This is a genomic window from Actinophytocola sp., from assembly GCF_035942955.1.
Lineage (GTDB): Bacteria > Actinomycetota > Actinomycetes > Mycobacteriales > Pseudonocardiaceae > DASYTH01.
On sequence record NZ_DASZCQ010000062.1, the window covers coordinates 1 to 20749 of the forward strand.

Annotated in this window: 16 protein-coding genes and 1 pseudogene; 10 read left to right on the forward strand and 7 right to left on the reverse strand. The window is 71.4% G+C overall.

Going from position 1 to position 20749, the window contains the following annotated elements; all coding sequences use genetic code 11:
* Positions 1-328: pseudogene (locus tag VGX25_RS06490) on the reverse strand (short chain dehydrogenase); the annotation flags it as partial.
* Positions 329-386: 58 nt separating this feature from the next.
* Here VGX25_RS06490 and VGX25_RS06495 point away from each other — a divergent pair.
* The 8 genes from VGX25_RS06495 (at position 387) to VGX25_RS06530 (ending at position 10996) form a co-directional block, all read left to right on the forward strand.
* The gene (locus VGX25_RS06495) at positions 387-1667 is read left to right on the forward strand and encodes an acetyl-CoA C-acetyltransferase (RefSeq protein ID WP_326916693.1); all 1281 of its coding nucleotides are present in this window, start codon (positions 387-389) and stop codon (positions 1665-1667) included.
* A gap of 61 nt (positions 1668-1728) precedes the next feature.
* Positions 1729-2322, forward strand: a complete 594-nt coding sequence (locus tag VGX25_RS06500; protein WP_326916694.1) for a hypothetical protein — start codon at positions 1729-1731, stop codon at positions 2320-2322.
* Between the two features lie 74 nt (positions 2323-2396).
* Complete coding sequence (locus VGX25_RS06505) at positions 2397-3590, forward strand: ATP-binding protein (protein ID WP_326916695.1); 1194 nt, start codon at positions 2397-2399, stop codon at positions 3588-3590.
* 165 nt (positions 3591-3755) lie between these two features.
* Complete coding sequence (locus VGX25_RS06510; RefSeq protein WP_326916696.1) at positions 3756-3902, forward strand: hypothetical protein; 147 nt, start codon at positions 3756-3758, stop codon at positions 3900-3902.
* A gap of 197 nt (positions 3903-4099) precedes the next feature.
* The gene (locus tag VGX25_RS06515) at positions 4100-8260 is read left to right on the forward strand and encodes an NEW3 domain-containing protein (protein ID WP_326916697.1); all 4161 of its coding nucleotides are present in this window, start codon (positions 4100-4102) and stop codon (positions 8258-8260) included.
* Positions 8257-9042 (forward strand): peptidylprolyl isomerase, encoded by a 786-nt coding sequence (locus VGX25_RS06520; protein WP_326916698.1) that lies wholly within the window; start codon positions 8257-8259, stop codon positions 9040-9042. The genes VGX25_RS06515 and VGX25_RS06520 overlap by 4 nt, the downstream gene beginning before the upstream one ends.
* A 65-nt stretch (positions 9043-9107) precedes the next feature.
* A complete protein-coding gene (locus VGX25_RS06525; RefSeq protein WP_326916699.1) occupies positions 9108-10040 on the forward strand; it encodes an ROK family protein in 933 nt (310 codons plus the stop codon).
* A gap of 29 nt (positions 10041-10069) precedes the next feature.
* Complete coding sequence (locus tag VGX25_RS06530) at positions 10070-10996, forward strand: helix-turn-helix domain-containing GNAT family N-acetyltransferase (protein ID WP_326916700.1); 927 nt, start codon at positions 10070-10072, stop codon at positions 10994-10996.
* Here the strand turns inward: VGX25_RS06530 and VGX25_RS06535 are convergent.
* From VGX25_RS06535 to VGX25_RS06560, 6 genes are all read right to left on the reverse strand, one after another.
* Positions 10993-11571, reverse strand: a complete 579-nt coding sequence (locus VGX25_RS06535; RefSeq protein ID WP_326916701.1) for a peroxidase-related enzyme — start codon at positions 11569-11571, stop codon at positions 10993-10995. The genes VGX25_RS06530 and VGX25_RS06535 overlap by 4 nt on opposite strands.
* 321 nt (positions 11572-11892) lie before the next feature.
* The gene (locus VGX25_RS06540) at positions 11893-13716 is read right to left on the reverse strand and encodes a phosphoenolpyruvate carboxykinase (GTP) (protein ID WP_326916702.1); all 1824 of its coding nucleotides are present in this window, start codon (positions 13714-13716) and stop codon (positions 11893-11895) included.
* Between the two features lie 307 nt (positions 13717-14023).
* Positions 14024-14779 carry a hypothetical protein gene (locus VGX25_RS06545; protein WP_326916703.1) on the reverse strand — a complete coding sequence of 252 codons (756 nt, stop codon included), beginning with the start codon at positions 14777-14779 and terminating at the stop codon, positions 14024-14026.
* 96 nt (positions 14780-14875) lie between these two features.
* Positions 14876-16717 carry a dynamin family protein gene (locus VGX25_RS06550; RefSeq protein ID WP_326916704.1) on the reverse strand — a complete coding sequence of 614 codons (1842 nt, stop codon included), beginning with the start codon at positions 16715-16717 and terminating at the stop codon, positions 14876-14878.
* Positions 16714-17229 (reverse strand): nucleotide exchange factor GrpE, encoded by a 516-nt coding sequence (gene grpE / locus VGX25_RS06555; RefSeq protein WP_326916705.1) that lies wholly within the window; start codon positions 17227-17229, stop codon positions 16714-16716. The genes VGX25_RS06550 and grpE overlap by 4 nt, the downstream gene beginning before the upstream one ends.
* Positions 17230-17299: 70 nt before the next feature.
* The gene (locus tag VGX25_RS06560) at positions 17300-18865 is read right to left on the reverse strand and encodes a dynamin family protein (protein WP_326916706.1); all 1566 of its coding nucleotides are present in this window, start codon (positions 18863-18865) and stop codon (positions 17300-17302) included.
* 148 nt (positions 18866-19013) lie between these two features.
* Between VGX25_RS06560 and VGX25_RS06565 the strand changes: the two genes are divergently transcribed.
* Together VGX25_RS06565 and VGX25_RS06570 are read left to right on the forward strand one after the other, a co-directional pair.
* On the forward strand, positions 19014-19475 hold the full coding sequence (locus VGX25_RS06565; protein WP_326916707.1) for a hypothetical protein: 462 nt from the start codon (positions 19014-19016) through the stop codon (positions 19473-19475).
* Between the two features lie 108 nt (positions 19476-19583).
* Complete coding sequence (locus VGX25_RS06570; RefSeq protein WP_422652974.1) at positions 19584-20741, forward strand: sensor histidine kinase; 1158 nt, start codon at positions 19584-19586, stop codon at positions 20739-20741.
* The last annotated feature ends 8 nt before the right edge of the window (positions 20742-20749 follow it).

Here is a 20749-nt window from a genome sequence, read left to right on the forward strand (position 1 = left end):
CACAACTCGCGAGCGAGCGGATCACCGGCCGGAAGAACGCGTGCAGCTCGCGCAGTTGCGTCGGGTTGGCGATCCCGGTGGCGTCGAACACCAGCGCGCCATGCGTGTCGACCGGCTCGGTGCGCACATCGATCCCGGCGGACTTGAGCACCGAGACCAGCGTGTCGGCCAGCCGCCCGCCCGGCGCGCCGCCGAGCAGCGCGGGTCCCGGCAGCGGCGGCTCGCCCGGCCGGTACCGGCGCAGCGGGGTCGGGTTGGGCAACCCGAGCCGGCGCACGACGAACCGGCCGACACCCGACGTCGCGAACTGCTGATAACGGTCGGTCATAACCCCGATCCTACTCACGAGTAAACTAAGCGGTGAGGCGACAGCAGGAGGGTGAGACATGGCTCCCAGCCAGGTGCGGAAGGTAGCGATCCTCGGCGGCAACCGGATCCCGTTCGCCCGGTCCAACGGCCCCTACGCCACGGCGTCCAATCAGGACATGTTCACCGCCGCGCTCGACGGTCTTGTGAGCCGGTTCAACCTGCAGGACGAGCGCATCGGCGAGGTCGCCGCCGGTGCGGTGCTCAAGCACAGCAAGGACTTCAACCTCGCCCGCGAGTGCGTGCTCGGCAGCCGGCTGTCCCCGGAGACCCCGGCGTACGACATCCAGCAGGCGTGCGGCACCGGGCTGCAGGCCGTCCTCCAGGCGGCCAACAAGATCGCCCTCGGGCAGCTCGACTCGGCCGTCGCCGGCGGCGTGGACACCACCAGCGACGCCCCGCTCGGCGTCAACGAGGACCTGCGCCGGCTGCTCATTCGGCTCAACAGCGCCAAAACCGTCGGCCAGCGGCTACGCATGCTCACCCGGCTGCGCCCCGGCCACATCGTCCCCGACATCCCGCGCAACGCCGAGCCGCGCACCGGCCTGTCCATGGGCGAGCACGCCGCGATCACCGCCAGGGAGTGGGGCATCACCCGCGAGGCCCAGGACGAGCTGGCCGCCGCCAGCCACCGGAAGCTCGCTGCCGCCTACGACCGCGGCTTCTTCGACGACCTCGTCACCCCGTTCCAGGGCCTGCTCCGCGACCAGAACCTGCGCCCCGACTCCACCGCCGAGAAGCTCGCCAAGCTGCGCCCCGTCTACGGCGGCCCCGACGGCACCATGACCGCCGGCAACTCCACCCCGCTGTCCGACGGCGCCTCGGCCGTGCTGCTCGCCTCCGACGCCTGGGCCGAGGAGCACCACCTCCCCGTCCTCGCCTACCTCACGTTCTCCGAAACCGCCGCCGTCGACTACGTCCACGGCCGCGAGGGCCTGCTGATGGCCCCCGCCTACGCCGTCCCCCGGATGCTCGCCCGCGCCGGCCTCACCCTGCAGGACTTCGACTTCTACGAGCTCCACGAGGCCTTCGCGTCCCAGGTCCTCGCCACCCTCGCCGCCTGGGAAGACGTCGCCTTCGCCAAGGAACGCCTCGGCCTCGACGAGCCCCTCGGCCCCATCGACCGGTCCAAGCTCAACGTCACCGGCTCGTCCCTCGCCGTCGGCCACCCCTTCGCCGCCACCGGCGCCCGCATCGTCGCCACCCTCGCCAAACTCCTCCACGAAAAGGGCTCCGGCCGAGGCCTCATCTCCATCTGCGCCGCCGGCGGCCAAGGCGTCACCGCGATCCTGGAGAAGTAGTCCCCGCACCGTTCGACCTTGCCGTACGCTCTCGTTTCGTCACGGAGGATGACGTTCTGGGGTGACGATGAGCGAGAGTGCCAGTCAGCACAAGAAGGGCATCGGCGAGCTCGGCCCGGTCTGGATCACGGCAATCAGCGGGTTCATCGTGGCACTGACCGGCGCCGGCTTCTTCGTCGGCAGGACGAGTGCGCCGGAGTCGAAATCCGCAACCGCGACCCAGACCGTGACGGTCACCGTGCCGGCCGGTGTGCCCGCACAAACCGGGTCCCCCTCCACTGGCGCCGCCCAATCCGGGGCCCCTGAGCCCGGTGTTCACTGGAGCGGAGAACTGACGTGGGGTTCATACAATCTCGACTTCAAGCCGCCCCGGTACCTGTCCGGCAAGAGCATCGTGATCGTTGGCGAGCATCTCGACGCCGACCCGGACACCGCTCAACTCGCCGAATGGCAAACCGATTCGGTTCCTGGCAGAGAGCAGTGTGCGGCGGTGGTGCGGGAGCGCGGCACGCCCGAGACCGGCAACCTTGTCAAAGGCAGCCACGTGTGCGGGCGCACGACCGAGGGACGCATCTTCCGCGTCGATGTCCTGTCGGTCGAGTCCGGTGCGCTCTCCAGTTCGATTCGGTCTGAGGTCACCATCTGGGCGCAGTAGCCGGGTGCGACACGCCGTAGGGGTTTCTGCGGGAATATCGGGTTCGCGCTAGAGAGCCGGATACGGTGCGATTCGTGGATCCGGTGCGGAACCCGTTCGCGCCAGGGGCGGGGCAGCGGCCGCCCGAGTTGGCGGGGCGGGACAAGGAGATCGACGCGTTCGAGGTGGTGCTCGAGCGGGTGGCGCGCGGGCGGCCGGAGCGGAGCTTGGTGCTGACCGGGCTGCGCGGGGTGGGGAAGACCGTGCTGTTGGGGGAGCTGCGGTCGATGGCGGTGCGCAGCGGGTGGGGGGCGGGGAAGATCGAGGCGCGGCCCGACGCCGATCTCCGTAGGCCGCTGTCGGCGGCGTTGCACCGGGCGGTGCGCGACCTGGCAGTGCGGCACCGGGCGCCGGATCGGGTCGAGTCGGTGCTGGGGGTGCTCAAGGCGTTCGCGCTGCGGGCCACCCCGGCCGGGGCCAAGCTGCGCGACCGGTGGCAGCCGGGCATCGACGTGCCGGCGGCGCAGGGCAGGGCGGATTCCGGCGACATCGAGATCGACCTGGTCGAGTTGCTGACCGACATCGCCGAGCTGGCCAAGGACGTCGGCACCGGGGTGGCGCTGCTGATCGACGAGATGCAGGACGTGGCGCCGGACGACGTGTCCGCGCTGTGCGCCGCCTGCCACGAGCTGTCCCAGTCCGGGGCGCCGCTGGTCGTCGTCGGGGCCGGGCTGCCGCACCTGCCGGCGGTGCTGTCGGCCAGCAAGTCGTACTCGGAGCGGCTGTTCCGCTACGTCCGCATCGACCGGCTGGACCGTGCCGACGCCGACCAGGCCGTGCTCGCGCCGATCGCCAGGGAGAACGCCGGGATCACCCCGACGGCGCTGGACGCCCTGTTCGACGCGTCCGGCGGTTACCCGTACTTCATCCAGGCGTACGGCAAGGCGGCCTGGGACGCCGCGCCCGCCGATCCGATCACGCACGAGGACGTCGCGGTGGCCGCGCCGGAAGCCGAGGCGGAGCTGGCGGTGGGCTTCTTCGGCTCCCGTTACGAGCGGGCGACCCCGGCCGAGCGCGAGTACCTGCGTGCGATGGCCGAGATGGCCGAGGGCAAGGACGAGGGCGTTGGCACCTCGGACATCGCCGTCTACCTGGGCCGCAAGCCGTCCTCGCTGTCGCCGGCGCGGGACAGTTTGATCAAGAAGGGGCTCATCTACTCGGCGGAGCGCGGCCGGATCGCCTTCACGGTCCCGCACTTCGGCCGCTTCCTGCTCGGCATGGATCCGTAGCACTTTCTTGCTCTGTCTAGCAGATGCGCTAGAGAGCCCAACACACTGCTAGCGCCGATGATTGTCCGGCCTGTGCGGCATCTCACCGGATAATCGGGTGCCTGAGATAGCAGCTACGCGGCATACTGGTGCAGTAACCAGAATGCACGCGAGGGAAGAGGACCCATGAACATCGCCGCGAAGATCCGCGCCCGCCGCGTCGAGGCCCGCAATCGCCGGGCGATCGACCGGGCCATCCAGAACGCCGCAACCCCGGCCATGCGGCACGAGTTGATCGTCATCGCACAGAACCAGAGCAACCGCGTCTACTGACCCATGACGATGATGTGATCCAGAACACATTTCGTCGCCGTGTAACGAGCCCGCAGGGACGCGCGATGTTCCGGGTGACCCCGTAGTGCTGGCGGACCCCCGACCTGGCAGCAGTACGGGGTTTCCATTTGTCCACATTCGGCGCCCCCGCGAGGCCGACCGCACCCGGGCCTCCCCTCCGCTCCTAGAGTCGAGGCATGCCGCCTGACGCCGTCTCCGCCGAGTCCACCGAGCTGTTCGTCGGTACCGAGTCCGCCCCGCTGCAGATCGTCCGGGTGTCGACCACCGCGCGCGGTGGACCGGCCAGGGTCTTCGTCGAGGGTCGGGAGCTGAGCACGCCGAGCGCCCAGGACATCGCCGCGTACGGCCAGTTCGGCGTCGACGTCCCGGTGGACACGCGGGGCGCGCGGCCTGGAACTCGGCTTCCGGCAAGGGCCGTCATCGAGTCCGGCGGCGGCCGGCTGGAGGCCGAGTTCGACATCGTGGTCGCCGAGCCCGGCTGGACCATGCACATGGTCAGCCACTTCCACTACGACCCGGTCTGGTGGAACACCCAAGCCGCCTACACGGTGGCTTGGGACGAGCTCGACTTTCCCGGCTCGCCAAGGGGCGCCCGGCAGCTCGCCGGGTTCGATCTGGTCCGCGCGCACCTGGCGCTCGCGCTCGCCGAGCCGGAGTACCGCTTCGTGCTCGCCGAGGTCGACTACCTCAAGCCGTACTGGGACGCCTTTCCCGCCGACCGCGCGGTGCTGCGCCGGCTGCTCGCCGAGGGCCGGCTGGAGATCATGGGCGGCGCGTACAACGAGCCGAACACCAACCTGACCCATCCCGAGACCACCGTGCGGAACTTCGTGCACGGCATGGGCTTCCAGCGCGACGTGCTCGGCGCCGACCCGCGCACCGCATGGCAGCTCGACGTGTTCGGGCACGACCCGGCCTTCCCCGGCCTGGCCGCCGACGCCGGGCTGACCTCGAGCTCGTGGGCGCGCGGCCCGTTCCACCAGTGGGGCCCGATGGAGCGCACGGCCAGCGGCAAGGGCGACCCGCGGCGGATGCAGTTCCCGAGCGAGTTCGAGTGGATCTCCCCGTCCGGGCGTGGGCTGCTGACCGCGTACATGGCCGACCACTACGGCTCGGGCTGGGTGATGGACTCGGCCCCGACGCTGGAGGCCGCCGAGGAGGCCACCTACCGGTTGTTCCTCGGCCTCAAGCAGGTCGCGACCACGCGGCACGTGCTGCTGCCGGTCGGCACCGACTACACCCCGCCGAACAAGTGGGTCACCGCGATCCACCGGGACTGGAACTCGCGCTACGTGTGGCCGCGGTTCGTCTGCTCGCTGCCGCGCGACTTCTTCGCCGCCGTGCGCGCCGAGCTGGCCGAGCGCGGGGAGGCGCCGACCCCGCAGACCCGGGACATGAACCCGATCTACACCGGCAAAGACGTCTCCTACATCGACACCAAGCAGGCGCAGCGGGCGGCCGAGCTGGCCCTGCTGGAGGCCGAGTCGTTCGCGGTGTTCGCCGCGCTGCTCGGCGGCGCGCGCTACCCGGACGCCGCGCTTGCCAAGGCCTGGGTGCAGCTCGCCTACGGGGCGCACCACGACGGGATCACCGGCTCCGAGTCCGACCAGGTGTACCTCGACCTGCTCACCACCTGGCGCGACGCACACGACCTGGCGTTCGGGGTGCGTGGGGCCGCCCTGGACACCCTGACCTCCCTCGTGGACAGTTCCGGCGCCGGAACTCCATGCGTGGTATGGAATCCGCTCACCCACGAGCGCACGGACGTGGTCACCGTCCGGCTGGCCGAGCCGCTCGCCGCGGGTGTCGCCGTTGTCGACGACGGCGGCGCCGAGCTGCCCGCGCTCGTCGAGCACGGCGGCCACACGGTGACCTTCCTCGCGCCGAACGTGCCATCGCTCGGCTGGCGCACGTTCTGGCTCCGACCGTCCGCTCGAGACGATCAGGGCTGGGCCGACGCCGACGGGATGACCGTGGCGAACGACCGGTACCGGGTCACCGTCGACCCGGCCCACGGCGGCGGGGTGACCAGCCTGGTCGAGCTGGCCGCCGGGCGCGAGCTGATCGCCGAGGGACGGCTGGGCAACGAGCTCGCGGTGTACGACGAGTACCCGCAGCACCCGGTGTTCGGCGAGGGGCCGTGGCACCTGCTGCCCAAGGGGCCGGCCAACACCTCGGCCAGGACCGCGGCCGACGTGCGTGCCCAACGCAGCCCGGTGGGGGAGCGGCTGATCGTGCGCGGGCACGTGGGCCCGGTGCGCTACACCCAGACGATCACGTTGTGGCACGGCGTGGGCCGGGTCGACTGTCTGACCACGGTGGACGAGTTCACCGGCTCGGATCAGCTGCTGCGGGTGCGCTGGCCCTGCCCGGTTCCCGGCGCGCTGCCGGTGAGCGAGGTGGGCAACGCGGTGATCGGCCGCGGGTTCGGCCTGATCGACGTGAACTCGGCGCACCACCCGTGGACGCTGGACAACCCGGCGCACACCTGGTTCGGGCTGTCCGCCCCGGCCGCGCTGCGGCTGGCCGACGGCGTGCTGCGCCCGATCGGCGTCGCCGAGATCATCGTGCCGGACCGGGCGGACGCCGCGCCACTGGCCCGGCAGCTGGCCGTGGCCCTTGCCCGCTGCGGCGTGACCGCCACGGTGAGCTCAGCCGCCGGCCCGCGCTACGGCAACCTCGAGGTCGACTCCAACCTGCCGGACGTGCGGATCGCCCTCGGCGGGCCGGACGTCAACGAGTTCACCGCCGAGGTGCTCGACGGGTCGGGCTTCACGCTGCTGCACGAGAGCGTCGGCTGGGTGCCACCGAAGAAGCCGCTCACCGAGGTGTGGCAGCCAAGCGCCGACCTGCGCGACCCGCGGGCGCTCGGCGTGCTGATCATGCCGGCCGACCAGGAGGCCGTTACGTCCATTGTGGACGATTTGGCGGACAACGTGATCGAGGTCGACCTCGGAGAGCCCGGCCAGGACGGCTACGCCGGCCGAACGGTCGCGCTGCTCAACCGCGGCCTGCCCGGGTTCGCCGTGGACACGTCCGGCACCCTGCACGCCTCCCTGATGCGCTCGTGCACCGGCTGGCCGTCCGGCGTGTGGATCAACCCGCCGCGGCGCACCGCGCCGGACGGCTCGAACTTCCAGCTGCAGCACTGGACCCACGAGTTCGGCTACGCGATCACGTCCGGCGACGGCGACTGGCGCGCCGCCGGCATCGCCGCGACCAGCGCGGAGTACGCCCAGCCGCTCATCGCCGTGCTGCCGCAGGCTTCGGGACGGACGTTGCCGCACACCGGATCGCTGCTCACGGTCGAGCCCGCGGACCGGGTCCGGCTGGCGGCGCTCAAGGCCGCGGGCAACCCGCTCACCCACGGCTCGGCCGCGCCCGCCGACCCGCGCGAGGGGGTGGCGCTGCGGCTGGTGGCGCACCAGGGAGAACCCGTGACCGCGCGGGTCGACTCCCCGGTGCTGACGCTGACCGAGCCGGCAACGGCCGACCTCCTGGAACGCCGGACGGACCCGCTGCCGGAGCTGGCGGTCCCGGTGGCGGGGTTCGACGCCGCGACCGTGCTCGCCCGACCCGCGGCCTCAACCTCCACCGTGGACGGTCCGGTGCTCGGGCCGGAGACCGAGGCCGCCCAACCCCTGTACGCGAAGTACTGGCTGCACAACCGCGGGCCGGCGCCGCTCGGCGGGCTGCCCGTTGCGGTGCACGTGGAGCCGGGCGAGGGCACGCTGCGGCTCACGGTCGCCTCCGACCGGACCGACGGCGATCTGCACGGGTTCGTCCGGGCGACCGCTCCCGAGGGCTGGCGCGTCGAACCCGCCGAGGTGCCGTTCGGGTTGCCGCCCGGCGGCCACCTGGCCACCGACCTGACCGTCACCCGGCCGTCGGACGCGGAGCCCGGCCTCTACCCGATCCGGGCAAGGGCCGAGCTGGTCGGCGACGAGCTGCCGCCAAGCTGGCGGCAGGCAGTCGAGGACGTCGCCGTGCTGACCGTTCCGGGCGAGAACCTGCCCCCGCTGCTGAGGATCGTCGGCGATCCGGAGCCGGTGCGGCTGACCGCCGGCCGGTCCGGCCGGGTCGCCGTCCGGGTCGCCTCCGGGGCCCGCGCGCCGATCGCTCTGGAGTTCGCCCTGATCAGCCCGTGGGGAACGTGGGAGATGTCCGGCAAGTGGGCGGGCGGCGCCGAGCTGCCGGGCATGGGCGAGCTGGACGTCGACTTCCACCTCACCCCGCCGCCCTGGACGCCACCCGGCCGGTGGTGGGCCCTGATCAAGGTCACCGGCGCCGGCCGGGTGCTCTACTCGCCCGCGGTCCCGCTGGAGGTCGTCCCGTGACACCCGTCGCGTGGGTGGCCGGACGCCCACTCGATATGTCCGATGTAGACACCCGGGAGCGGGCCGTCCGCGCCGGACCGGGCGGGATCGCGCTGCCGAGCGTGGACAGCAGCGAGGGCCGGCAGCTGCGCCGCTGGCTGGTGCAGCTCATGGCCGCCGAGCGGTTGACCGCCGCCGAGGCGCGGGCCCGCGGGCTGGACCCGGACACCGCGCCGGAGCTGGCCGGGCTCGCCGCCGACCGGGCCGCCCTGCTCGAGCTCGGCAGCGTCGCGGCCGCGCTGCTGGCGCAGAGCGCGCCGGCCAGGGCGGTGTTCCCGGCCGTCACCGCGCACGTCCGGGTGGACCCCGGGCACGTCGCGCGCTACCACGCCGGCAACCCCGAGCGATTCCGCGTCCCGGAGCGGCGCGTCGTCCGGCACGCGATCATGACCGAGCCCGAGGCCGACCCGGGACTCGCCGACCGTCCACTGCGGACGCTCGGCCGCGGTGAGCTGGTCGGCGCGGTCGAGCGCGCGGTGTTCGCGGCCGCGGCCGGCGACGTGGTCGGGCCGATCCGGGACCCGCTCGGCTGGCACGTGCTGCGGCTCGAGGCGATCGAGCCGGCCCGGCTGCGCCCGCTCGACGAGGTCCGCCCGGAGATCGAGCGGCTGCTGCTGGCCCACGCCCGGCGGCGGGCGTTCACCGCCTGGCTCGACGGCCGCATGGCCGAGCAGGTCCGGCTCGCCCCCGGCTACGAGCACCCCGGCGACCCGAGCCAACCCGACAACACGCACCGGCACTAGTGTCGTGAGTCTTTTCCGGTGCCATAGCCCACAAAAGACTCACGGCGGCCCCTGCGGAGGTGGAGATGGCCCGGACGGTTCTCGCGCTGGACGTGGGCGGCACGAAGATCGCCGCGGGAATCGTCGACGAGACCGGTGCGATCCTGGCCGGGAGCAGCCGTCCGACGCCGGCCGGCGACGATCCGGAGGTGACGTTCGACGCCGTGCGCGCGGCCACCGACGAGGTCCTGGACGCGGGCGAGATCCGGGTCGATGCGGTCGGCATCTCGTGTGCCGGCCCGGTGGACCTGATCGCCGGAACGGTCAGTCCGATCAACATCGCGAGCTGGCGCGGGTTCCCGCTGCGTGACCGGATGCGGGAGCTGCTGGATGACGTTCCGGTGGAGCTGGCCGGCGACGGGCTGTGCATGGCCATGGGCGAGCACTGGGCCGGGGCCGGGCGGGGCAGCGGGTCGATGCTCGGCATGGTGGTCTCCACCGGGGTCGGGGGCGGCCTCGTGCTCGGCGGGCAGCCGTTCCCGGGACGGACGGGCAATGCCGCGCACGTCGGCCATGTCGTGGTCGAGCCGGCCGACGGCCTGCCGTGCAGCTGCGGCGGCCGGGGTTGCGTCGAGACTGTCGCAAGTGGACCGAACCTGGTCCGCTGGGCCCGGCGGCAGGGCTGGCAGGCGCCCGAGCACGCGGACGCGGCCCACCTCGCGGCCGCCGCCACGGCCGGGGATGAGCTTCCCCGAGCCGCGTTCCGGCGCGGCGGGCGCGCGGTCGCGCTCGCCGTCGTCGCGGCCGCGGCCGTATGCGACCTGGAGCTCACGGTCATCGGCGGCGGCGTGGCGCAGGCCGGCGACCTGCTGTTCGAACCGCTGCGCGAGACGCTCGCCGAGCACGCCCGGCTGTCCTTTCTGGACGAGCTGCGCGTGCTGCCGGCCACGCTGGGCAGCCAGGCCGGCCTGATCGGCGCGGCGGGTCTGGCGCTCGGCGCGCGGGAGGCATATCGTTGACTCAGTCAACGAGTTTGTTGAGGTGAGCAATGAACGCCACCGTGCCCGCCGAGCGCATCCAGGCGGTCCGCGAGTTCAACCGGATGTACACGAAGATCATCGGTCTGCTCGACGAGAGCATGCTCAGCACGCCGTACTCGCTCACCGAGGCGCGGGTGCTCTTCGAGCTGTCGCGCCACCCCAAGCTCGAGGTCAGCGTGCTGCGCAAGACGCTCGGCCTCGACCCCGGCTACCTGAGCCGGCTGCTCGCCCGGTTCGAGACCGACGGCCTCGTCGAGCGCGAGCGCAGCACGCGGGACGGCCGGGTGCAGGTCATCCGGCTCACCGCCACCGGCAAGGAGGTCTTCCAACTGCTCGACGGCCGGTCAAGCGACCAGGTCCGCGCGCTGCTGGCCGGCATCACCGACGAGGGCCAGCGGCGCCTCGTGCAGGCCATGGACGTGATCACGCAACACCTCGGCACGGAACGCCGCCGGGAGACGGTGGTGCTGCGCCCACCCCGGCCCGGCGACTTCGGCTGGATCGTGCAGCGGCACGGAACGCTCTACGCCGAGGAATACGGCTGGGACAGCTCGTTCGAGGGTATGACCGCCCGGATCGTGGGCGACTACCTGGCCGAGCACGACCCGCGGCGCGAGGCGGCGTGGATCGCCGAGGTGCACGGCGAGCCGGCCGGCAGCGTGTTCTGCATGCGCAAGGACGACGCCACCGCCCGGCTGCGCCTGCTGTTGGTCGAGCCGAGCGCCCGCGGGCTCGGCGTCGGGACCCGGCTGGTCAGGGAGTGCCTCGCGTTCGCCCGCGGGGCCGGCTACCGCGCGATGGAGCTGTGGACGGTCGACGTGCTGGCCGCGGCCCGGCGGATCTACCAGCGCGAGGGCTTCCAACTGGTGTCGGAGGACCGCAGGCGGCGCTTCGGCCACGACCTCAACGGCCAGACCTGGCGGCTGGAGCTCTAACTCCTTGGCACCCGACCCATCAGGTAGAACTCGTCGTTGGGGCGCAACGACATCAGATGCGCCAGCCGGTTGGACATGGCGAACAGCGCGGTGATCGCACCGACGTCCCAGATCTCCTCGTCGGTCAGGCCGGCGTCGCGGGCCGCGTCGATGTCGTCGGCGCGGAACGCGGCCGGCTCGACCGCCAGCGCGAGGGCCAGGTCCACGATCGCCCGCTCCCGGCCGGTCAGCTCGACCGACCACGGGTTCGTCGCCACCCGGTCGGCGATCTGCGGGTCCTTGGCCCGGATCCGCAGGATCGCCCCGTGCGCCACCACGCAGTACGTGCAGTGGTTCGCGCCCGACGTGGCCACCACGACCAGCTCGCGCTCGGCCTTCGACAGACCGGTCTCCCGCTCCATCAACGCGTCGTGGTAGTCGCAGAACGCGCGCAGCTCGGCCGGCCGGTGCCCGAGCGCGAGGAAGACGTTGGGTACGAACCCGGCCTTCTCGGCAATCGCGCCGATCCGTTCACGCAGGTCGTCCGGCAGCTCGTCGAGGGAAACGGCGCCGAACCTACTCACTTGCTCAGCCATGTGCCCAACCTACGAGCACCCGGCGGGACACCACGCCCCAGTTGGCTTCACTCAGCTCTTCTCGCTCGGGGCGACCGCCACCATCAACACCGCGGCTACCGCCAGCACGAGCATCGCCAATCCGGCAATCATGGCAAACCTCCCCTCGTCCGATCGGTGATCGACGTCACTGCATGGACGTATCAAGGAGGATGCGCGTTGCGCGGGCCTGTGGACAACCGGATTTCGAGCCGGTCTCGATTGTGTGTCGAGCGGCTCCACAGGCTGTGCACAGATTGATCCACAGCCTGTGGATACCCGTCTTCTTCTTATCTCACACGGTCAGGCCAGCCGCTGCTTGAGCGCGTCGAGCTCGGCGCGCAGCAGCGTCGGCAGCTTGGGCCCGATCTTGTCGAACCACTCCTCGATCAGCGGGATCTCGGCGCGCCACTCGTCGATGTCGACCTTGAGCGCGGCTTCGACGTCGGAGCGCGGGGCGTCGAGCCCGGACAGGTCGAGATCGTCGACGGCCGGCACGTAGCCGATCGGGGTCTCGGTCGCGGCGGCCTTGCCCTCGATCCGCTCGATCGCCCACTTCAGCACGCGGGAGTTCTCCCCGAAGCCCGGCCACAGGAAGCGCCGGTCCTCGCCGCGGCGGAACCAGTTCACGTAGAAGATCTTGGGCAGCTTGTCGGCGTCGGCCCGCTTGCCGGTGTCGATCCAGTGCTGGAAGTAGTCGCCGGCGTGGTAGCCGATGAACGGCAGCATGGCCATGGGGTCGCGCCGGACGACGCCGACCTTGCCCTTGGCCGCGGCGGTCGTCTCGCTGGACAGCGTGGCGCCCATGAACGTGCCGTGCTGCCAGTCGCGGGACTCGGTCACCAGTGGGATCGTGGTGGCCCTGCGGCCACCGAAGAAGATCGCCGAGATCGGCACGCCCTTCGGGTCGTCCCACTCCGGCGCCAGGATCGGGCACTGCGCCATCGGCGTGCAATACCGGGAGTTCGGGTGCGCCGAGGGCTCGTCGGAGTCCGGCGTCCAGTCCCGCTTCTTCCACGAGGTCAGGTGTGCCGGCGGGTCCCCCATGCCCTCCCACCAGATGTCGCCGTCGTCGGTGAGCGCGACGTTGGTGAACAGCGAGTTGCCCTTGGCGATCGTGCGCATCGCGTTCGGGTTGGTGTGAAAGTCGGTCCCCGGCGCCACGCCGAAGAAACCGGCCTCCGGGTTCACCGCGTACAGCCGGCCGTCGTCGCCGAACCGCATCCAGGCGATGTCGTCGCCGAGCGTCTGCACCTTCCAGCCCGGGATGGTCGGCTCGAGCATGGCCAGGTTGGTCTTGCCGCAGGAGCTCGGGAACGCCGCGGCGATGTAGTAGACCTTGTTCTCCGGGGAGATCAGCTTGAGGATCAGCATGTGCTCGGCCAGCCAGCCCTCGTCCCGGCCGATCACCGACGCGATCCGCAGCGAGTAGCACTTCTTGCCGAGCAGGGCGTTGCCGCCGTAGCCGGAGCCGTAGCTCCAGATCACCCGCTCCTCCGGGAAATGGGTGATGTACTTGATCTCGTTGCACGGCCACGGCACGTCGCGCTGGCCCGGGTCGAGCGGCGCGCCCAGCGAGTGCAGGCACGGCACGAAGTCACGCTCGTCGCCGTTGTCGTCGAAGAACTTCGGCAGCACCCGGCGGCCCATCCTGGTCATGATCCGCATGGAGACCACGACGTACTCGGAGTCGGTGATCTCCACGCCCAGCATGGGTTTCTCGGCCGACAGCGGGCCCATGCAGAACGGGATCACGTACATCGTGCGACCACGCATCGAGCCCCGGTAGAGCTCGGTCATGATCGCCTTCATCTCGTCGGGATGCATCCAGTTGTTCGTGGGACCGGCGTCGGCGGGATCCCGGGAACAGATGAACGTGCGCTCCTCGACCCTGGCCACGTCGCCGGGATCCGAGGCGCACCAGAACGAGTTGGGCTTCTTCGACAACCGGGTAAGCGTGCCGTTGCGCACCAGCTTCGTGGTCAGGCGATTCCATTCGGCGTCCGAACCGTCGCACCAGACCACCTGATCAGGCGCGGTCAGCTCGGCCACCTCACGAACCCACGACAGAAGCCGCTCGTGGGTCGTCGGGGCCTGGTCCAAGCCAGGAATTGCCACTGCCGTCATCTGCCTCGTCTCCTGACTGAACGCCAAAGTCGTAGGACGCCGTCGTCCCAGATGGACTCCGGCGTCCGTACAACCGAATGGCAAAAGCACCCGCCCAAGTGCCTGGACGGGCTTCGCCGCGTAAGTGGATGCACTGAGGTTAACCGCGTTGCCGCCGGTTAACCGACAGACGACGTGTCAGTTCTCTCACAGGACCGATCAGGGAATCGATTCAGCACACGTCCGTACCAGTGGCCTGTCAGCGACAATCCCGGCACGCGTTTGCGTACCGGGATCGCTGGGTAGTCTGCGCGGTTTTGTCGCGTACTTACCGGGACTCGGCCCAGACGGCATCGGAGCCGGCGCCGGACGAAGGCTCGGACTCGTAGGTACCGTCCGCGTTGATGTGACCCTGCTCGGTGACCTCCCAGTTGTCGCCCCCGGTGTTCTCGGCCACGGTCACGTCGCCGTCGGCTTCGATCACGACCGCGGTGTCCGCGGTGCCGTCGCCGTCCTCATCGGTGAACGCGTAGGTGGTGCCGTCGGAGTCGGTGACGACGGCGGTGTCGTTCTTGCCGTCACCGTCCATGTCGTACTCGGCCTCGCCGGCCTCGACCTCGCCGCGCGGGGTCTCGACCGTGATGGTGCCGTCGTCGGAGTCGGAGTCGCGGTCGCTGCTCGAGTCGTCGGAGCCGGTCTCGGTGGTGGAGCCGCTGTCGCTGTCGCGGGAGTCGTCGCCGGAGTCCGACGGGCCGTCGTCGGCGCCGTCGCCGCTCGGCGTCGGCAGGCTGTTCACGTCCTCCTCGACCCACTCGCCGGTGCTCTCGTCGTACTCGGCGCCGGCCACCACGTTGCCGTCCTGGTCGAACTCCACCGCGACATCCGCGGTGCCGTCGTGGTTGGTGTCCGCGAACGCGATGTAGCCGTCCTCGGTCTCGACCACCGCGGTGTCGTTGTGCCCGTCGGAGTCGAAGTCGTGGGTCTCCTCGACCTCGTAGGTCTCGCCGTCGACCTCGACGGTCAACTCGTCGTCGCCGGCCGTGGTGTCGGTGGTGGTGTCGTCACCGGTCTCGTCCACGTACACGGGTGGCCCCCTTAATCACAAGGTCGGGTTGATTCGGCTGCTTTGACTCACCGTAGGCCCGGCGGGTTCCCGGGCCAACCTGCCCAGCCGTCCGGGTCAGGCCCTGTCCCGGACGGTTCGGATGCTGGCCAGAAGCTGCTCCGCCCGGTCCCGCCCGGAGTTGATCTCGGCAAGGCGCTTGTTTACCACAGCCAGGCGCTTCGAGCGCTCGCTGGCGTCAAGTCGTAATGCCTTGTCCACCTCGCGGAGCTCTTCCTCGATCCCCGCGATGCGCTTGCCGAGCGCCTCGTCGAGCGCGAGCGACAGCTGGGACTCGGCCTCGATCAACTGCTCGGCCACCAGCTGGTCCAAAGTGGACCGCGCGTCGGCGATGGACTCGGTGAGCCACTGCTTCATGTGCTGCTTGTCCGCGGTGTGCTTGCGGGTCTTGGCGATCCACCACCCGGCGCCGAGCCCGATCACGATCGTCGGCACCAGCAGGATCGGCGCGGCGACCGCGCTGGCCAGCGGGAGCAGCGCCATCTTGCCGGCGCCGAAGCCGCCGCTGACGCCCATGAACACCAGCAGCTTGTCCTCGGCGGTTGGCGGGCGCTTGTCCGCGGGGCGCAGCACGATCGGCGACGAGCCGTGCCGGGCGAACTGAGCGCGGATCACCTCAAGCTCGTCGTGCTGGAACAGCTCGCCGAGCACGGTCTCGGTGACCTGGTTGAGCCGGTGGCCCACGCTGGCGCTGATCCGCGCGGACACCATCTGCAGCGCGGTGTCCACCTGCGCCGGCAGCTCCCGCAGCCGGTCCTTGTCGGCCACGTCGATGGCCTGGCGGAACCACGACTGGACGTCGCGCATCTGCCGGCTGACCTCGTGGTTGTTCTCCACCCGGGTGCGCTGCACCTCGCTGCGCAGCTTGACCTGCCAGCCCTTGGTCGACGACCGGCGGTCCGCGGTGAGCTCGTCCTTGCGTGCCCGCAGTGTCGCCGCCTCGGCCTCGCCGGTGGACAGCGCGCGCCGCTCGGCCTCGAGCTTGACCCGCAGCTCGCCGAGCGCGGTGGACAGCGCGCGCAGGGTGTTGGCCTCCGACAGCATGATCGAGCGGCCGACCAGCAGCTCCTCAAGGGCCCCGCGCAGCTCGTCGACGCCCGAGCGCTCGCGCAGCATGGCCGCGGCGTCCGGGTTGGGCGCCTTGCCGGCCATCTCGTACATCCGGGCGGAGACCGGGTGGAACCGGGCGCCGGCGAAGCGCGGGGCGTGCTCGATGAGCAGGGCCTGGTCCGCCTCGAGCACCTGCCGCCAGCCGCGATACTGGTCCACCTTGGACAACGCGAAGATCACGGTCTCGACCCGCTCGCCGACGTCGGCCAGGAAGCTCAGCTCGCCGGTGGTGAACGGCGCGGAGGCGTCCACGACGAACAGCAGCGCGGTCGCCGACGCGGCCGCCTCCTTGGCCAGCTCGCCGTGCGCGGAGTCGAGCCCGCCGACCCCCGGCGTGTCCACGATGGACAGCTTGGCGAGCAGCTCGACCGGGCCGTCCACCTCGACGTAGCGCGGCGGCAGCTCGCCGGCCGGCAGCTCGTGCGCCGCGGACACCCAGTTGATCAGCTCGGGGAGGTCGATCGGCACCGGCGCGAGCTGGCCCGGGTAGCAGGCGCGGGCCTCCCAGCTGTCCGCGTGGCCGAACACCAGGTAGGTGGCGGTCGCCACCTCGGCGTCCACAGGAGACAGTCCGGGCCGCCCGAGCAGGGCGTTGACCAGAGAGCTCTTGCCCCGGTTGGTCTCGCCGACCACGACGACCGACGGATTCTTCTTGCGCCGCGCCCGGATCTCCTCCACCCAGCGAGCGGTCTCCGGCTCCGCCTCCTTGATCAGGGCGAGCAGCCTCTCCCGCGCCTGCCGCACCTGCTTGGGCAGCGAGGGCTGGGTGGTGGCGGCCGGCGCGCTCATGGCTGGACGCGGTTGTAGACGGTGACGATCGGGGCGCGCAGCACGTCGCCGCGGTCGCTGAAGCCGACCACCTCCGTCTCGGCGACCACCCCGTCGAGGGCCTCGTCCTCGGTGGGCACCGTGCCGCCGGCCTCGTGCTGCGCCGGGTCGAAGCGCTGCCCGTCCGGCCGCAGCGCGGTGACGCCCACGGCGGCAAGGCCCTCCTCGATCCGCTCGGCCACCCCCGAGCTGCGCGCCCGGTCCAGCGCGTACAAGCACAGCTGCACCAACGACTTCCGCTCGGCGAGCGCCTGGCTGACCACGTCGTCGTCGACCCCGTCGGCAAGGTCGGCCTCGTCGGCCGTCAGCCCGGCCTCGAAGTCCCCGCCGGCGATCACACCGTCGGCGGCGATCACGCTGCCCCGGCTGTCGTTGCCCGCCCGCACCGCGTCCGCGATGACCTGCGCCTTGACCTCGATGGTCGACTCGGCCTGGTCCTCGTCCGACCTGGTCCGCTTGAACCACGAAGGCACTTCTCGCTCACCCCGTTAGTCTCCAGGCCGCGTGGACCCCCTCCGCGTGGCATCACCGGTCATGGTATGGCTAGTCGGCCCGCAACTGCTGCCAGATCAGGAAGTATGCGCGGTGCACCACGTGGGCGACCCGGCTCTGCGCGGGGGTGGCGCCGAACGAGGCGAACGACCGCCACCAGCCGGCGCGCTCCAAGGCGAACGCGGCCAGCTCGCGCTGGGGCCGGCCCTTCATCCCCAACTGCTCACCGATGTCGGCGTGGCTGCCGACCCGCAGCACCTCCTCGGCGAGGTCATCGGGCATGGCCACCGCCCCGGAGGTGACCAGGGTCAGCGCCTCCAGCAGGCGCAGCTGGTGGGCCTCGGGCTTGGCCAGCAGCACCTCGATCGCGTCGTGCACCCGCTGCCGCTCGCCGGGGTCGCCCGACGCGTGCGCGAGCGCGGTCACCGAGGCCAGCGCCGCCGCCGCCTTGATGCCGTCGGCCCGCGCCCGGAACACCGCGTCCAGCCGGCTCCGCACGCTGGCCAGCCCGGAGGCGTCGAGCAGCTTGCGGCGCAACGCCCCCGCGGTCAGGTTGGGGTCGGCGCGCAGCGCGTCCACCGCGGTCCGGATGCCGTACAGGTCGAGCTTTTCCAGCAGCCGCACCCGGGTGCCGGACGGCACGTCGCATTCCCACGAGGTGAAGATGTCCGCGGAGAACATCATCGTCTCCCACGTCGCATCGTCCAATTGGGACAGTTGACGGAGCGCGTCGGCGTCGGCCGAGGTGAAGCCGCCGGACTCGGCCGACTCGGCGAGCAGCCCGATCACCGGGATCACGTCGGCCACCCGCGGCTTGAGCGTCTGCGCCTGCTTCTCGGCGAGCAGCGTCGCGGCCTTCCACACGTCGCCGTCCGAGCCGGCCACCGACTCCGGGACGATCGTGTCCGCCTTGTTCAGCACGGCGATCGCGTTGACCGGACCGGCCTCACGGCTGGCCGTCGCCGCGGTGAAGGCGGCCAGCGCCTGCTGGTCGTCGGCCCGCACCCCCTGGGTGACCACGTAGAGCACGGCCTCGGCGCCGGCAACGGCGTTGCGCGAGGTGGGGTCCAGCTCGTCGGCGTCGGGCTCGGCCTCGTCGCCGTCCTTGCGGTGCCGGGCCGCGCCGAGCAGCTGCTCGGTCCGGCGCACCGACGCGGCGTCGAGCGAGCCGAGGCCGGGGGTGTCGATCACGGTCAGGTCGCGCAGCACCGCGTTGGTGAGGTAGGCCTCCAGGTGCGACACCTGGTCGAAGTCGACGTCGAGGTCGTTGGGGATCACACCGCCGGCGTCGAACGGCAGCACCTGCTTGCGGCCGTCGGTGAACACCACCTCGACCCGGTCGACGGTGCCGTACTGGAAGCGGGTGACCAGGCGGGTGCACTCGCCCACGTCCGTCGGCGCCACCCGGCGCCCGATCAGCGCGTTGACCAGCGTCGACTTGCCCGACTTGATCCGGCCGGCGACGGCGACCTGCAGCGGCGCGGAGAGCCTGCGCAGCACCTCGCGGAACCCGGCGGCGGTGCGCGCGGAGACCTGGGGCTGCAGGCGATGGCACAGGTGGGCCACCGCGGCGGACAGCGGCCCGGCTACGTGCTGCTGCTCGGTCGCCGTGGTCACGCTTGAGCTCCCCTCGAACCGCGTTCTTCATCCTTGCCGCAGACCCCAGATCGTGCCATGTCGGTAGGGGTGTGCGGATGGGCCGGGGTTTTTCACGCTGCGTGGCGGGTATTCCGCCGTCGGCGGTTCAGAAAGGGACGGGAGTGGCATGGATACCAACGGCTACCTGACGTTCCTCGTACTCGGCGTAGCGCTCGTGGCGATCGATGGCGTGATTGTCTATCGGAGCGGGCGGGCGATGCTGGGCGAGGCGTACCGCGATCCCCGGGCCTCGAGGTCGATGGCGCAGCTGGTCACCGTGCTGTTCCATCTGGTGGTGCTGGGTCTCCTGGCGCTCATCTCGACCATCGACGTGAACACCGGCAGCCAGGTGCAGGACGTGGTGGTGAAGCTCGGCGTGGTGCTTCTGGTGCTGGGTCTGGCGCACGCCGTCACGATGGGGATCCTGTCCCGCATCCGGGACCGGCTGCGTGAGGAGAAGATCACCGACGAGCTGGTGGAGCAGCACGGCAACGGCCGGCAGCGGCCGCCAACGGTCAGCCCGATCGGCGACGAGTACCACGACCAGCACCCGGCGGTGAGCCCGCCGATCGAGGAGCGCAAGCCCTGATCACCACCACCATCACCATCTGGTCGTACCCGGCGGTCAACCTCTAGAGCGACGTAGATCGATCCGAGGCGCGCATACGCTTGGCCCGTGCGGCGACTGAGCCTGTGGATGAAGGCGCACCCCATGGTCGGGGACAGCCTGGTCGCCGCGTTGCTCGGGATCATCGACCTGCTGCTGTTCGTCGGGCGGCAGGCCGGTGATCCGGCGTTCGCCCCACCGGCCTGGTACGTCACCGCCCCGCTGATGATCGGGGCCGTGGTGCCGCTGGCCTTCCGCCGGCGCTACCCGATCGTCGTGGCCTACGTCGTGCTGGCGGTCAGCATCCCGCACTCGTGGTTCGAGATCGGCTTCGCGGGCCTGGTCGGCTTCGGCATCGCCCTCTACACGCTGGTCGCGTACGTCAACCGGCGGCACGCCCTGCTGTACGTCGTGGCCAACGTCGTGGTGTCGGCGGTTCAGCTGCCGATGCAGCTCGACGGCACCGCGGCGATGGTGGCGGGGGTGGTCACCGGGGTCGGGGTGACGGCGTTCTGCTGGGTGCTCGGCGAGTTCGTCGGGGCCCGGCGCGCCTACCAGGCCGAGGTCGAGGCGCGCCTGCACCTGCTGGAGACCGAGCGGGACCAGCAGGCCACCATCGCGGTGGCGGCCGAGCGGGCCCGGATCGCGCGCGAGCTGCACGACGTCGTCGCGCACGCGGTGAGCGTGATCGTGGTGCAGGCCGACGGCGCCGCCTACGCCGTCCGCTCCCAGCCCGAGCTCACCGAGCGGGCGATCAAGACGATCTCGGCCACCGGGCGCGAGGCGCTCACCGAGCTGCGCCGGCTGCTCGGCGTGCTGCGCAGCGAGCGGGCCGACGAGGAGCGCACCCCGCAGCCGGGCACCCGGTCGCTCGCCGAGCTGGCCGAGCGGTTCCGGGCGGTCGGGCTGCCGGTGCGGCTCGAGGTCGTCGGTGCCATCGACGACCTGCCAGCCGGGGTCGGCCTCGGCATCTACCGGATCGTGCAGGAGGCGCTGACCAACTGCCTCAAGCACGCCGGGCCCGGGGCGTCGGCGGTGGTCCGGGTGGAGCGGCGGGCCGACAAGGTGGAGCTCACCGTGCTCGACGACGGCGTGACCGGCAGCCGCGCGCTGGTCGGGGTGTCCGGCGGGAACGGCCTGATCGGCATGCGGGAGCGGGCCCACGTGTTCGGCGGAACGCTGCAGGCCGGGCCGCATCCCGGCGGCGGCTGGCGGGTACGGGCCGTTCTACCGGTTGGCAGCGGCTGAAGGCGCTA

Coding starts and splice junctions, on each gene's coding strand:
- VGX25_RS06495 (WP_326916693.1), top strand. CDS start 387: ATGGCTCCCAGCCAGGTGCGGAAGGTAGCGATCCTCGGCGGCAACCGG.
- VGX25_RS06510 (WP_326916696.1), top strand. CDS start 3,756: ATGAACATCGCCGCGAAGATCCGCGCCCGCCGCGTCGAGGCCCGCAAT.
- VGX25_RS06515 (WP_326916697.1), top strand. CDS start 4,100: ATGCCGCCTGACGCCGTCTCCGCCGAGTCCACCGAGCTGTTCGTCGGT.
- VGX25_RS06525 (WP_326916699.1), top strand. CDS start 9,108: ATGGCCCGGACGGTTCTCGCGCTGGACGTGGGCGGCACGAAGATCGCC.
- VGX25_RS06530 (WP_326916700.1), top strand. CDS start 10,070: ATGAACGCCACCGTGCCCGCCGAGCGCATCCAGGCGGTCCGCGAGTTC.
- VGX25_RS06535 (WP_326916701.1), bottom strand. CDS start 11,571: ATGGCTGAGCAAGTGAGTAGGTTCGGCGCCGTTTCCCTCGACGAGCTG.
- VGX25_RS06540 (WP_326916702.1), bottom strand. CDS start 13,716: ATGACGGCAGTGGCAATTCCTGGCTTGGACCAGGCCCCGACGACCCAC.
- VGX25_RS06550 (WP_326916704.1), bottom strand. CDS start 16,717: ATGAGCGCGCCGGCCGCCACCACCCAGCCCTCGCTGCCCAAGCAGGTG.
- VGX25_RS06565 (WP_326916707.1), top strand. CDS start 19,014: ATGGATACCAACGGCTACCTGACGTTCCTCGTACTCGGCGTAGCGCTC.
- VGX25_RS06570 (WP_422652974.1), top strand. CDS start 19,584: ATGAAGGCGCACCCCATGGTCGGGGACAGCCTGGTCGCCGCGTTGCTC.